Origin of the sequence: Streptomyces sp. Ag109_G2-15 (assembly GCF_900215565.1) — a bacterium.
Classification (GTDB): Bacteria; Actinomycetota; Actinomycetes; order Streptomycetales; family Streptomycetaceae; genus Streptomyces; species Streptomyces diastatochromogenes.
In genome coordinates this window covers 3783533-3795996 of the sequence record NZ_OCNI01000001.1, presented here as the reverse complement: position 1 = coordinate 3795996, position 12464 = coordinate 3783533, and the positions used below count along the sequence as shown (strand labels likewise).

General features: G+C 74.0%; 12 protein-coding genes. 1 reads left to right on the top strand and 11 read right to left on the bottom strand.

Annotated features, from left to right (window positions below; all coding sequences use genetic code 11):
• Positions 1-35: 35 nt before the first annotated feature.
• Complete coding sequence (locus tag CRP49_RS17055; RefSeq protein WP_097257412.1) at positions 36-1199, top strand: serine hydrolase domain-containing protein; 1164 nt, start codon at positions 36-38, stop codon at positions 1197-1199.
• A 39-nt stretch (positions 1200-1238) separates the two neighbouring features.
• Here CRP49_RS17055 and CRP49_RS17050 read toward each other — a convergent pair whose 3' ends face one another.
• The 11 genes from CRP49_RS17050 to CRP49_RS16995 form a co-directional block, all read right to left on the bottom strand.
• Entirely contained in the window at positions 1239-1514 is a 276-nt protein-coding gene (locus CRP49_RS17050) for a DUF1876 domain-containing protein (protein ID WP_097257411.1), read from the bottom strand.
• Positions 1515-1604: 90 nt separating this feature from the next.
• On the bottom strand, positions 1605-2495 hold the full coding sequence (locus CRP49_RS17045; RefSeq protein WP_097254136.1) for an NAD(P)-dependent oxidoreductase: 891 nt from the start codon (positions 2493-2495) through the stop codon (positions 1605-1607).
• 110 nt (positions 2496-2605) lie between these two features.
• On the bottom strand, positions 2606-4114 hold the full coding sequence (locus CRP49_RS47900; protein WP_257033424.1) for a zinc ribbon domain-containing protein: 1509 nt from the start codon (positions 4112-4114) through the stop codon (positions 2606-2608).
• 4 nt (positions 4115-4118) lie between these two features.
• Complete coding sequence (locus CRP49_RS17030) at positions 4119-4697, bottom strand: phage tail protein (RefSeq protein ID WP_097254134.1); 579 nt, start codon at positions 4695-4697, stop codon at positions 4119-4121.
• A complete protein-coding gene (locus tag CRP49_RS17025) occupies positions 4694-6655 on the bottom strand; it encodes a putative baseplate assembly protein (protein ID WP_097254133.1) in 1962 nt (653 codons plus the stop codon). The genes CRP49_RS17030 and CRP49_RS17025 overlap by 4 nt, the downstream gene beginning before the upstream one ends.
• The gene (locus tag CRP49_RS17020) at positions 6655-7077 is read right to left on the bottom strand and encodes a GPW/gp25 family protein (RefSeq protein WP_097254132.1); all 423 of its coding nucleotides are present in this window, start codon (positions 7075-7077) and stop codon (positions 6655-6657) included. The genes CRP49_RS17025 and CRP49_RS17020 overlap by 1 nt, the downstream gene beginning before the upstream one ends.
• Entirely contained in the window at positions 7077-7394 is a 318-nt protein-coding gene (locus CRP49_RS17015; protein WP_097254131.1) for a PAAR domain-containing protein, read from the bottom strand. Before CRP49_RS17015 ends, CRP49_RS17020 begins: the two co-directional genes overlap by 1 nt.
• 39 nt (positions 7395-7433) lie before the next feature.
• Positions 7434-9263: a VgrG-related protein gene (locus CRP49_RS17010; RefSeq protein WP_373560353.1), complete on the bottom strand. Its 1830-nt coding sequence runs from the start codon at positions 9261-9263 to the stop codon at positions 7434-7436.
• On the bottom strand, positions 9260-9982 hold the full coding sequence (locus tag CRP49_RS17005; protein ID WP_097254130.1) for a LysM peptidoglycan-binding domain-containing protein: 723 nt from the start codon (positions 9980-9982) through the stop codon (positions 9260-9262). Before CRP49_RS17005 ends, CRP49_RS17010 begins: the two co-directional genes overlap by 4 nt.
• 63 nt (positions 9983-10045) lie before the next feature.
• Complete coding sequence (locus CRP49_RS17000; protein WP_097254129.1) at positions 10046-10471, bottom strand: phage tail protein; 426 nt, start codon at positions 10469-10471, stop codon at positions 10046-10048.
• A 33-nt stretch (positions 10472-10504) separates the two neighbouring features.
• Positions 10505-10888 carry a hypothetical protein gene (locus tag CRP49_RS16995; protein WP_097254128.1) on the bottom strand — a complete coding sequence of 128 codons (384 nt, stop codon included), beginning with the start codon at positions 10886-10888 and terminating at the stop codon, positions 10505-10507.
• Positions 10889-12464: the final 1576 nt, after the last annotated feature.

The window sequence follows — 12464 nt, the reverse complement described above, 5'->3', positions numbered from 1 at the left end:
GTGGTCGTAAGCGAGTGGAGGGACCGGGCGTGGATGTGGACGTGAACGGCACGGTGGCCGAGGGCTTCGAGCCGGTCAGGGAGGCGTTCGCAGCGAACTTCGCGCTGCTCGGGGAGCGCGGCGCGGCCGTCGCCGTGTACCGGGACGGCCGGAAGGTCGTCGACCTCTGGGGCGGCACCAGGGACGTGGACGGTACGGCCCCCTGGGAGCACGGCACCGCGCAGGTCGTGCGCTCCGCGACCAAGGGAGTCGCCGCGGCCGCGCTCCTGCTGCTGCACCAGCGCGGCGAACTGGACCTGGACGCCCCGGTCGGCACGTACTGGCCCGAGTACAAGGCGGCCGGCAAGGAGCGCACGCTCGTCCGGCACCTGCTCGCGCACCGCGCGGGCGTGCCCGTGCTGGACCGCCCGTTGACCCCCGAAGAGGCCGCCGATCCCGACCTCGGCGCGGCGGCCGTCGCCGCGCAGGCGCCGGTGTGGGAGCCGGGCGCGGACCACGGCTACCACGCGCAGACCTACAGCTGGCTCACCGGCGAGCTGGTCCGGCGGATCACCGGGCGGCCGGTCGGCGCATGGGTGGCGGAGGAGATGGCGGCGCCGGTCGGCGCCGACCTGTGGCTCGGCCTGCCCGCGGCGGAGCAGGCGCGCGTGGGCCGTGTCGGCCCCGTGGAGGCACCTCAGACGGCCGGCGCGCTGAGGACCCGCCCGAAGCGGTCCGTGTCCGAGGCCTACGCCGACCCCGACTCCCTCACCCGGCGCGCCTTCGCCGCGATCAGCCCGCTCCCGGACGAGAACGCGCCCTCCTACCGCGCGGCCGCCCTGCCCGCCTCCAACGGCATCGCCACCGCCGACGGCCTGGCCCGCTTCTACGCCTCGCTCATCGGTGAAGTGGACGGCGGCACACGCCTGTTCACCCCCCGGACCATCGAACTGGCCCGCGCCGAGCAGTCCGCCGGACCGGACCGGATCCTCGTGGTGGGCACCCGGTTCGGCCTCGGCTACATGCTGCACGGCAGCGCGTCCCCGCTGCTCTCCCCCGGTTCCTTCGGCCACCCGGGCCGGGGCGGCGCCCTCGCGTTCGCCGACCCGGAGACGGGCATCGCGTTCGGCTACGTCACCAACGGCTTCAGGAAGAGCGTGACGGCGGACCCGCGGGCGCAGGCGCTGGTACGGGCGGTACGCACGGCGCTCGCACAGTAGGCAAGGGGCGCGTGCAGCGCCGCACGCGCCCCCTCGGCGTCACACGTTGATCGGATGCGAGGTCCGCCCGGACTCCGCGTCGATCTCCCCATGGGCCTTGGTCAGCAACTGCATGGCCAGTTCGTTGAGCGCGCGGGCGCCCGCTATCTCCTCGCCGACCCTGGGCTGGTTCGCGTCGACCCGGTGACGGCTCGCGTGCCCGTGCGCCCGGACCTCGGTGCCGTCGGGCAAGCGCACCAGGGCGACGGCACGCGTGTGCGTGTCGTCCTCCTGGAATTCCATCTCCACATGCCAACCCACAGCGGTGTGCATCATCTCGACCACCTCCGGAGTACCACTGATTCCAGGGTGCTCCCCCGCGCGCGGAACGTCATGTGGAGGCCGGGTCACCGTCCTTGAGCCGTCTCAGTCGGCCGGCTTCTCGTCGAAGCTGGCGAAGTAGGCGGCGACCATGTCCTCGTCGGCGTGCCCCTGCGCGGCGGCCCTGGCGAGCCGCTCGGCCGTCGCGGCGGCGACGTCGAGCCGGACCCCGTTACGCTCACCCGCCTCGACGATGAGCCGGGCGTCCTTCGCGGCGGTGGCCACGGCGAACGACGCCGGAGTCAGCTTCCCGTCGAGCACCAGAGCGGACTTGGCCCGCAGGTAGCCCATGTCGAGCGGTCCGCCCTGGATCAGGTCGAAGAAGTCCTGCGGGTCGACACCGAGGGCCTGGGAGAGGGCCAGCACCTCACCGGCCGCCGCGGTGGCCGCGAGGACCCAGCTGTTGGCGACCAGCTTCAGCCGGCTGGCGCTGCCCGCCGCCCCGTCCGCACCGGTCCACACGGTCTTGGCGCCGACCGCGTCGAACACGGGCGTGACCGTCTCCCGGCCCTCCTCGGGCCCGGCGGCCAGCACGGTCAGCTGACCGGCCTCGGCGGGCTGGCGGGTGCCGAGGACGGGGGCGTCGTAGAACACCAGCCCGTGCTCGCGCGCGAAGGCGGCCAGGTCGGCGACCAGGTCGATCCCGGCGGTGGTGCACTGCGCCCACACCGCGCCGGTACGCAGCGCCGGGGCGGCCTCGCGCATGACCTCCAGGACGGCGTTGCCGTCGTACAGCATGGTCAGCACGACGTCGGCGCCCTCGACGGCCTCGGTGGGCGTGTCCGTGACCCGGATCCCGTCCGCGGCCAGCGGCTCGGCCTTCTCCCGGGTACGGTTCCACGCCCGGACCTCGAATCCGGCGCGGGCGAGGTTGCGGGCCATGGCGGCGCCCATGATGCCGGTGCCCAGGACACTGACGGTCGGCTTGTCGGTCATTGACGGCTCCCTGTCGTACGGTTCCTGCTCTCGTCGTCCGCGATCATCTTCGTACGGACGAGGTCCGCGTACGGGAGACACTCCAGCGGGCGGCGCGCGACTGGTGGTCGTCAGCTGCGCTGGAAGAACTCCACCTCCGCCAGGGCCAGGTGGCGGCCCCGGGTCAGACCGACGGGCGAGCGGAGTACCAGGCGTACCGTCTTCGCGTCGCTGATCCCGGTGGGGATCGTCTGGGGGCCCGGTTTGTCGCTGAGGGTGACCTCCTTGCGGTGCTTCTCGCCGTCCTGCGTCGTCACCTCCATGTCCAGCTGGAGTGCGCGTGCCTGGCGGGCGTACTCCTCCGGGGACGAGGACGCGCCGTTGGTGATGATCACGTCGACCAGCCGGAACGGCTTGCGGAAGGTGTAGGTCACCGAGGCGCCCGGCCCGGGCGCGCCCCAGTAGTGGTTGCTCAGCCCGTCCGTGGTGTCCGTCGCCGGATGCCCGTGCACCTCTGCGCTCGCCTTGACCTCGGCCGGGGTCACGGACCTGGCCTTGCCCAGTTTGTCCCGGGTGTCCTCGAACAGGGCGCGTCCGGCCGGCAGCAGCAGGAAGCCGCCCGCGCACAGCGCCAGTACGACGGCCAGGATCACGAAGAACCGGAACGCGCGGCCGGAGCCCGCGCGGGTCCGGCGGCGGAACGGCCATACCGTTCGCCACCACGGCAGCGGGGCGGGCTTCGCGGCGGGCGTCAGCTCGGCGGCGCAGCGTCGGCAGAAACGGCGTTCCGGCTGGTTGAGGGTGCCGCAGGCGGGGCAGGGCCGTCCCGTTCCTTCGTCCGGCGCGGCGACCGGTCGTACGACGGGGCGGGGGGCGACGGGTTTCGCGGGGCGTACGGGGCCGATGGGGTCCGGGGCGGGTGCGGGTGCCTGCGGCGTGCGGGGCGGGATGGTCGGAGCGGGTGGGGTGGGGGGTACGGCGGCCTCGGCTTCGCCTTCGGCCGGGTTGTTCCCACCCGCACCACCCGTGCGGATTTCGTCGTCGGGTGCGGGTGGCCCCTGTGGGGCGTCCTCGCCGTCGGCGGCCAGCGGTTCGTTCGTCGTGGCAGCGGCGGGGCCGCGGGTTGCGGGCGGTTCGTTCGCGGCCGACTGGGGTGGAGGGGTGGTCTCGGTGCGGCCGGGGGCGGCGCCGGAGCCCTCGGTGTCCGGGGTGCTCGTCCCCCTCACCTCACCGCGGCCACGGCCGGTCAGCCGGTCGCGCAACGATGAGGTGCGGGTGCGCGCGGCGGGCGCCGGGGTGGGCGTGGAGGCGGGCGCGGACTCGGACTCGGACGGAGGCTCCGAGGACGGGGTCGACGGCTCCGGCGGCGCGGGTGTACCCGGGGTCGACGGCTGCGGTGTCGCACGTGTACCCGAGGCCGGCCGCTCCGGTGCCGCACGTGTACCCGAGGCCGACGGCCCAGGTGCCGCATCTGCACCCGAGACCGACCGCTCCGGCGCCGGAGGTGTGTTCGGCGCGTACGGCTCCGGGGCTGTCGGCGAGGGTGTGCTGGAGTCGGACCAGCCCAGGTACGCGCCGCAGTTGCCGCAGAAGTCGTCCGTGGGGTCGTTGGACGCCCCGCAGGCGGGACACGCGCGCATGACGTCACCTCCCTTCGTCGGCGGGCGGGGCGGGCAGGGCCTCCACCCGGAAGGCCATGTGCACCGGGCACATGGCCCGGACGATCTCGCGGACCCTGACCATGTCGACCCCGACCACGTCGACCCGCGCCTCGCGGGCCGGCCACACCCGGACCAGGATCTCGGCGCCGGGGTCCGGCGGTAGCTCGGCGCCCGCGGTGCTCGACCACGTCGCGCCGCCGTCGCCGGTCACCTCGGCGTGCACGCCGAGCGCGAGGTGCAGGGCCTCGATCAGGCCACGCCTGGTGCCGCGCCAGCGGTGCAGCTCCACCGCGCGGACGACCGCCTCGCGGCGCAGTTCCACGGGCCACTGCGGGTCGTCCGCGACGCCCACCCAAGACGCCAGCCAGGCCAGGAAGTCGGTCGGGGTCACCCGGGGGTCGAGGTAGGCGGGCAGGTTGTCGAGGGTCGCGAACACCGGGGCGAGGACGGTGTCGAGACCGGCGGTGAAGCGTTGCGCGAAGTCGTCGTCGGCGTACAGGGCGGGCAGTTGCTCGCCGATCGGGTACCTGCTCGGCAGGCCGGGCACGGCGGCGCGGCTCATCCCCGCGCCTCCGGATCGACGGCCGTGACGACCACCTGGTGCTGGTAGGAGAAGACCAGCGCGCCCGGGGCCACGTCGATGCGGTCCGACGGGGCGCCGCGCCGGCCGGTGATCGGGTCGGCGGGGAACAGCCGGATCTCCTCCACCAGCGCGTTGCCGGTGGCGCGTTGCAGGACGCCGAAGACGTCGCCGTACTGCACCGGCCGCCCGAACGGCCAACCCGTGCCGTCCGGACCGCCGTTCAGCGGGTTGAGGTGCCGGAACAGCGCGTCGAGCGCCGCGTCGCGCACCCGGTCGGTGTCGCCCGGTGCCGCCGCGAGCCGGGCCACCACGGTGACGCCCTGGTACACCGGCGGCTCCACCACGAGGCGGGTGCCGATCAGGCGCCGCTCGTCGAGGCTCGTGGTGATCGCTTCGAGCACCTGGTCCGAGGGGATCAGCTGCTCGAAGCGGAGCCGGTCGTCGCCCTCGTCGGCCACCGCGTCCGGCACCACCAGGACCCGTACCGCGCCCGGACCGTCCGCGGCGGGCAGACAGCGGACCCGGCGTACCGAGGGCGCGGCCTGGCGGCTGATGATCTCGTAGTCCTCGGCGGTCACCGCGCGCTCCTGCATGCGCAGCACCTCCGGCGCCCGCAGCTTGGCGTTGGCAACGGTCTCGCCGGCGACGCCGCCCCGGGCCGCCTCCCGGTTGGTGACCCGGGCGACGTACGGAACGGAGCTGCGCAGCACGGAGATCGCGCCGCGGGCGACGTTGCCCGCCGGGCCGCCGCCGGTGCGGTAGCGGGCCACCCGTATCTGGGCTCCCTTGGGCGGTACGGCGCCGCACTGCCGCAGCGTGCCGTCCGGTTCGCGCAGCGCCGGGGGGAAGGTGAACTCCCCGGTGGTGGCGTCCACGCGGACGTGCGGGTCGGTGGGGCCGGAGCGGCCGAAGTGCTCCACCACCTCCCAGCGCTGCCACCCCTCGGCCGAGGACACCTCGACCACGGGGGGCTCGCCGTCGAGCAGGACCGGCGGGCGGCCGAGCCGGAACGTCTGCCCCGAGACCCCTTCCGAGGTGCCGAGCGGCACATCGGTCACGGTCTCCGCGTGCTCGACGGACATGGTGCCGCCCACGGTGAACACGGCCGCCTCGCGCACCGTCGGGGACTCCGAGTAGAACGGCTGGCCCGACTCCGCCTCGGTCACCCGGCAGCGCAGCCAGCCGGCCCGGATCCCGCCGATCACCGACGCCGTGTGCCCGGCCGGTACGTACACGATGACCTCGCCGGGCCGGTTCAGCCCGCCGGTGGTGTCGGTGCCGGTCTCGCACCGCTGCCAGCCGCCGCCGTCCCAGGCCTCCCACACGAGCGGGGGTTGGCGCGGGTCCACGCCGACGCCCTCCACGCGGCTGTCCAGGCGCACCGCGACGACACAGCGCGGCACCGCCGTCGGCAGGCCGAACAGCAGGGCGTCGCCCGGCTCCGGTGCCGGCTGGAAGCAGGGGATGTCGTGGCCCTCGGCGAGCACGGCCGTCCGGTCGGTCTGCTGACCGGACCGGGGTGCGGTCACCAGGCGCATCAACTCGCTGGGGACGATGCGCAGCTCGTCCGTGGTCGTGAACACCACGGCCTCGTCGGTCTCGCCGCCCGCGGTGGTCACCTCGGTGCCCGCGGGCAGCGCGACCGTGTCGGGCTGCGGCGCCGAGAGCCAGAAGTCGACGTCGGCGTGGGCCGCGGTGGGCGGGAACAGACGGATGTCCAACAGATCGAGGAACGCGGTGTAGTTCTTGTCCGGGACCCGGTTCAGCCGATACAGCAGCTGGTCCACGAGGTAGGCGAACGTCTCGATCAGGGTGACGCCCGGGTCGGAGACGTTGTGGTCGGTCCACTCCGGGGCGCGCTGCTGCACGTACCGCTTGGCCTCGTCGACGAGTTGCTGGAACCGCCGGTCGTCCAGGTTCGGGGAGGGCAGGGCCATCAGTGAGCGCCCGCTTCCTCGGCCCCCTCCTCGGAGGGGATCGTGTAGAAGGGAAAGACCAGGTTGCGCCGGTCGTTGGTGGAACGCACCGTGTAGTGCACGTCGATGTAGAGGGTGCCGTCCTCGACGGCGTCGAAGGCGACCACCACGTCGTCCACCGCGATGCGCGGCTCCCATCGCTCCAGGGCCTCGCGCACCTGCTGCGCGATGCGTCCGGCGGTGGCTCCGTCACCGGGGGCGAAGACGTAGTCGTGGATGCCGCAGCCGAACTCGGGGCGCATGGGGCGCTCGCCGGGCGCGGTGCCGAGCACCAGGCGGATCGCCTCCTCGATCTCCCGCTCCCGTTCGACCATGGCGATCCCGCCGGTCGGCCCGACCCGCAGCGGGAACGCCCAGCCACGGCCGATGAACCGCTCGCTCATCACACACCGCCGATCAGGACGTTCGGGGCGCCGGTCACGATCATGGCGCCGCACGTCGTCTGGTCGCGCGCCCGCGCGGCCGGCAGCCCGCCGATGAGGACGGTGCCCCGGGTGGCCGCGGCCGGGTTGGGCATGATCACGTTGCCCGGTCCCAGGGCCGCGTGCGGCGGTACCACACAGGTGTGCAGGCTGCCCACGACGGCGGCGGGGCGGCCACCGATCAGCACGGTCGCCACCGCCCTGGCGGCGGCGGGCGGCGGGGTGGCGATCACCCCGCCGTGGTTGGTGGGGTCGCCGGTACGGGCTGCGGCGGGCATGCGGCGCTCCTTTCGAGTCGAGATCTCGGGGGCAGGGGGTCAGTTGATGCGGATGAGCTTGGCCTTGAGGACGCCGAGCAGACCGCCGTCGACGGTGACGTTCGAGCTGCCGGTGACGCTCACCCTGCGACCGCCGATCTTCACCCCGACCCTGCCGTTGATGTCCACGTTCGTGCCCGACACGCTCACGTTGCCCCGCCCCGCGTCCAGGGTGATGCCCTTCCTGTCGAGCTGGACGGAGGTGAGGGGTTGCCGGCTGCCCTTCCCCGCGTACACCTTCAGCTCGATCCGGTCCCGCCGGTCGTCCAGGAACACTTCGAGGCGCTCGTCACCGGTCATCAGCCGCACCCCGGAGCGTCCCGGTGCCCTCGCGTCCAGCAGCTCCACCCGGTGCCCCGAACGCGACACGATGGAGCGGCGGTTGACCTTCCCGCTGGTCCTGTCGATCAGCGGGACGTCGTGCGGTGACGGCTTGTCCACGCCGTTGTAGAGCCCTCCGATGACGTACGGGCTGTCCAGCAGGCCCTGTTCGAAGCCCACCAGGACCTCGTCGTTGACCTCCGGGCTCACCACGCCACCGCCGCCCTTGCCGCCCCACTGCACGGTGCGCACCCAGTCGGTGACGTATGTGTCGTCCAGCCAGGGGAACTTCAGTTTCACCGAGCCGCGCTCGGAGCCGCCCGGTTCGCGTACGTCCGTCACCACGCCGATCGCGAGTCCCGGCATGCGCGGGCCGCGGGACGGCGCGTTGGCTCCGGTCACCAGGCCGGTGAGCGAGCGGTCCGGGCTGGCACTGACCCACACCGTCGTCCGGTACCCGCCCTGCGGTTCGAGGACGTGCTGCACCGCCGTCGCCGTGTACTTGCCGGAGAACGCCTTCCCGACGTTGCCGAGCGCCACGGGCTTGCCCGCCCGCAGCTTGGGGTTGCCCTCGGCCACCACCTCCAGCTCGCCGAAGCCCGCGCTGACCTGGGCGGCCACCGCGTCGGCGACCGCGGTCGTCTCGGCCTGGGTGCGGTACGGGGTGTCGGTGACGGTCAGTTTCGACGACTTGCCGAACCGGGCGGCGAACGCCGGGCTCAGGCCCGGCACCACCGTGTCACTGTTCACCGACGGCTGCCGGGACACCAGCGGCCGCTTCGTGGTGACGTCCCAGCCGCGCACCTCCACCTGCTGCGCGCCGTCCGCGGCCGACAGCGAGGCCCGCAGCGCCAGCAGGTTCCGCCCGTACTCCAGCACCATCGGGTTCCGGGTGGCCGACGTCGACGGCGCCGGCGCGCCGGACGCCTTCTGCGGCTTGGTGAACTGCAGCAGCCCCTTGTCGTCGACGCGCACCAGAGCCCCGCTCTCGGCCGCCAGGAACTGCAGGAAGTCCCAGTCGGACACGTTCGCCTGCGACAGCTGCTTGTACGTGACCGGCGCGGCCTGCACGGTGCCGCAGGCCAGCCCGGCCCCGGCGGCCACCTTGCGGACGATCGCCGCCGCGGTCATGTTCCGGTACGCCACCACCTTCCGGCCGCGCTGGAGGCGGTGCGCCTTGGAGTAGGCGCGCACCACCGTGAACGAACCGGTGCGGTCCCGGTCCAGCTCCAGGGCCGTCACCTCTCCGTTGAACAGCCGCTCGCGGGCCTGTCCGCTCACGGTCACGACGGACACCTTGAGCGGGGTGCCGATGGTGATGCCGGTCGCCGTCAGGAACTCGTGGTCGGGGTCGCGGAAGGTGAGCACCGCCGTGTCCGGCAGGCCCACGTTCTCGTCCACCACGCAACTCACCAGCTGGGCGGCCCAGATCGGCGGAAGTTCGCCGGGTGCCTCCACGACCGGGTCCGCCGCGAACGACCGGCCGCCCTGTTCCCCGGATATGCTCACCGCTCCTCCTCTGTGCCCGCGTCCCGCAGCGCCGGCACCACCAGTTCGGTGCCGGGTACGAGCGCCATCGGGTCGTCGATCTCGTTCGCCTCGGCGATGGCCCGCCAGGCCGTGGCGTCGCCGTACTCCCGCCAGGCCAGCAGGGCCAGGCTGTCGCCCGCCACGACGGTGTGCGTACTGCGGGCGGTGCGCGCGCCGGACGTCGGGTTCTGGCCCGGCGGGTCGACGCTCGCCTCCTCGATCGACAGCGCGCAGGTGGCCCGCAGCGGCTTGCCGTCCACGTCGAAGAGCGTGTACGTCACCGACAGGCTGGAGAGCACCCCGTCGAACGAGGTCGTCCGCGCGGTGCCCCACTCGAACCGCACCCACGGACTGGCCGGCTTCTTGCGGCCGAGGCTGGCCGGAGTCGGCACGCACGCCTTCATCAGCTTCTCCACCGCCAGTTCCACGGAGTTGTCGTGGGTGGCGGTGGCGTCCAGGAACACCTCCAGGCTCAGCTCGCGCGGGCCGCTGCCGACGAATTCGGGCAGCGCCGACTGCCCCGCCATCCGGGACGGGGAGCGCCGCCACTCGGTGGTCTTGCGCAGCTCCAGGGTGGAGGGGTTGAACTGGAGGTTCAGCCGCGCGATCGTCCCGCCGGGCTTCGCGCCGACGGAGGCCGGGGGCTCCTTCAGCGTCAGCTGGGCCCTGGCCCGACTGGAGCGGGACGCTGGGGACATGCCGGGACTTCCTTTCCGGGACGAGGGCGAATCACTGGCTGCGGGAGGGTTGATGACGGTGCGTCAGGAAGGGCGAAGCCCCTCGTGGGCGATCTCCAGGGTCTCCACCGCGGCCTGCGAGCTGTTGGGGTCGAAGGACGGGCCCTGCCAGCGCACCGGGACGATCCCGAACACCTGCCAGCTGATGATCCTGGTCAGGTCGGGCTTCAACGCCACGATCTCGCCGTCCTTGGGCTCCACCCGCCTCAGCGTCTCGTCGAGCCAGCGGGCGATCTTCGCCGTGTCGGCGGTGACCGGCCGGGTGAGCGTGATGTTCGACCAGGTCACGCGGCCGGGGAGCTGCCAGGTGAAGTCGTTGTTGCCGCCCTCCGCGTAGCTCTCCATCTCGACCTCGGCGCCCATGCCGGAGCAGGTGTGGAAGGCGCCCAGGTCGTTGCCGCCGATCGCGAGCCGGAAGAACACGCTCGTCGCGAAGATGTTGTCCGTCATTCGTCCGTCATCCGTCCGATCCGTTCCGTGCCCTCAGCGGCGTCCGTCGTAGGGGCGGCCCGTGCGTTCCCGGCCGCGCCGCAGCTCGGTGCGCAGCAGCCGGGCCATGGGGTCCAGCAGGCGGCGGGCCAGGTCGTCCAGGTCGATGCCGGGGTCCTGCGGTGCCTCGGCGCGGTGGGGGGTGCGCTTGCCGGAGGCGGAGGGCGTGGAGGACGTGGTTGACGTCGAGGACGTGGTGGACGTGCCGGACGGCTGCTGCTTGCCGCGCGCCGGGGCCTGCTTGGCCGGTACGCCCTTGGACACGGTCTTCCCAGCGCCGGAGACCTCGCGCTGGACCGGGAACGCCGCCGGGCTGTTCCCGCCGGCGTCGCCCGCAGTCGATCGGGGGCCTGGCGCGACGTTCCTCGGCCGGACCACGGGAACGGTCCCTTCCGGTGCCGGTGCCGACGTGGCCGGCGGGCGGTCCGGGAGCGGTGGCGCCTGCGGAGCGGTCACCGGTAGGGGGCGCCCCGGTACGGCGGCGGCCCGGGCGAGCGGCCCGGAGGTCTCCGACCCCGGCGGTGCGGGGCGTACGACTGGGACGCGCTGGGCGTTTCCCGGGGAACTGGTGCTTCGTACCCCTGAGTTCTCCGGTCCGTACGCGGTCGCGGCTCGCTGTTCGTGAGGCGTCACCGGTGAACTCGTGCTTTGCACCCCCGAGTTCTCAGGTCCGTACGCGGTCGCAGTCCGCTGTACGTGAGGCGTCACCGAGGAACTGGTGCTTCGTACCCTTGAGTTCTCCGGCCCGTGCGCGGCCACGGCCCGCTGTGCCTGAGGCGTCGCCGGGGTGCCTGCGGACGGGCTCGGGCTCCGGGACGGCCACGCGGACGCCCCGGTGGACGGCGCGGGCTCGCCCTGCGGGGCGGCCGGCGCGCCGGGCCAGCGCACGGCCACCACGGGACGGCCGCCGGTGCGGGAGGCGGCGGGCTGCGCCACCCCTTCCGGAGCGCGGGTGTTCACGGTGAGCGGGCGCGCGTGGAGCAACTGGAGGGTGCGGGGCGCCGCAGGGACGGCGTGCGCTCCGGAGCCGGTCGCGGTGAGAACACGCGGGTCGGCCGCGCCGCGAGGTCGGTCGGCCGCGGTGCCGAGGGAGTGGGGTGCCGTCGGTGCGGACGGCGGGCCGGTGGCAGGGGTCCGGCCGCCTTCGGTGCGCTCGGTGCCTGCTTCGGCCAGGGTCCGGGCCACGACGACCGGGCCCGGGGCGCCGGGTTCCTGGGGCCGTTGCCCGCCCGGGCCGGGCCCGCCTGAGGTCACACCGGAACGTGACGCATTCCCTGCCGGTCCTGCCGAGCCCGCCGTACCCGCTGTGCCTTCCGGCGCTGCGGCCGGAGACGGCGTCACCAGCGGTGTGGCCGGCCCGTCTCCATGGCTTGTGGGGCGGGGTGACGTGGTGCCCCCTGTGGTGGGCTGGTCCGCGAGGCTGCGCTGGACGTCGACGGCCCCCAGCAGCGGCGCGTCCGCTCCGCCCGCTCCCCGCCGGAGGGGTGCCGCCTCGCCGGGCGCCCGGTCGCGATCCCCCGCGGACGGTGCCGGAGCGGCTCCGGCGCCCCTGTCCTGGTGGGCCGGGGCGCGCTGGACGTCCGGGCTGGGCGCCGTACGGGCCGCACGGGCGCCGGACGCGGCTGAACCGGGCAGGTCGACGCTCGGCGGCAACGCAGGCAGCGGCGCGCCCAGGCCACCTCGCACCCGTGCGCCGCTCCGGGCCGGGCCGGGGGTCCGGCGCGACTCGTCGGTGGCGTCCGGGGTGCCGTGAGCCGTCCCCTTCCCTCCGCCGTCGGCCGGGCGCGGGGCGCCGCGGTTCGTCCCCCTTGCATCGCCGTCGACCGGCCGGGAGGCGCCGTGCTTCGTCCCACTCCCGCCACCGTCAGCCGATCGCGAGGCGCCATGCCTCGTCCCACTCGCACCACCGTCAACCGACCGCGAGACGCCAACTGCCCCTTCCGCTGTGCCCTCG

What these genes read in the sequence shown, in the direction of transcription:
- CRP49_RS17030 (WP_097254134.1), bottom strand. Translation starts at nt 4,697, where the DNA reads ATGAGCCGCGCCGCCGTGCCCGGCCTGCCGAGCAGGTACCCGATCGGC.
- CRP49_RS17015 (WP_097254131.1), bottom strand. Translation starts at nt 7,394, where the DNA reads ATGCCCGCCGCAGCCCGTACCGGCGACCCCACCAACCACGGCGGGGTG.
- CRP49_RS17025 (WP_097254133.1), bottom strand. Translation starts at nt 6,655, where the DNA reads ATGGCCCTGCCCTCCCCGAACCTGGACGACCGGCGGTTCCAGCAACTC.
- CRP49_RS17045 (WP_097254136.1), bottom strand. Translation starts at nt 2,495, where the DNA reads ATGACCGACAAGCCGACCGTCAGTGTCCTGGGCACCGGCATCATGGGC.
- CRP49_RS17005 (WP_097254130.1), bottom strand. Translation starts at nt 9,982, where the DNA reads ATGTCCCCAGCGTCCCGCTCCAGTCGGGCCAGGGCCCAGCTGACGCTG.
- CRP49_RS17050 (WP_097257411.1), bottom strand. Translation starts at nt 1,514, where the DNA reads ATGATGCACACCGCTGTGGGTTGGCATGTGGAGATGGAATTCCAGGAG.
- CRP49_RS17020 (WP_097254132.1), bottom strand. Translation starts at nt 7,077, where the DNA reads ATGAGCGAGCGGTTCATCGGCCGTGGCTGGGCGTTCCCGCTGCGGGTC.
- CRP49_RS17000 (WP_097254129.1), bottom strand. Translation starts at nt 10,471, where the DNA reads ATGACGGACAACATCTTCGCGACGAGCGTGTTCTTCCGGCTCGCGATC.
- CRP49_RS47900 (WP_257033424.1), bottom strand. Translation starts at nt 4,114, where the DNA reads ATGCGCGCGTGTCCCGCCTGCGGGGCGTCCAACGACCCCACGGACGAC.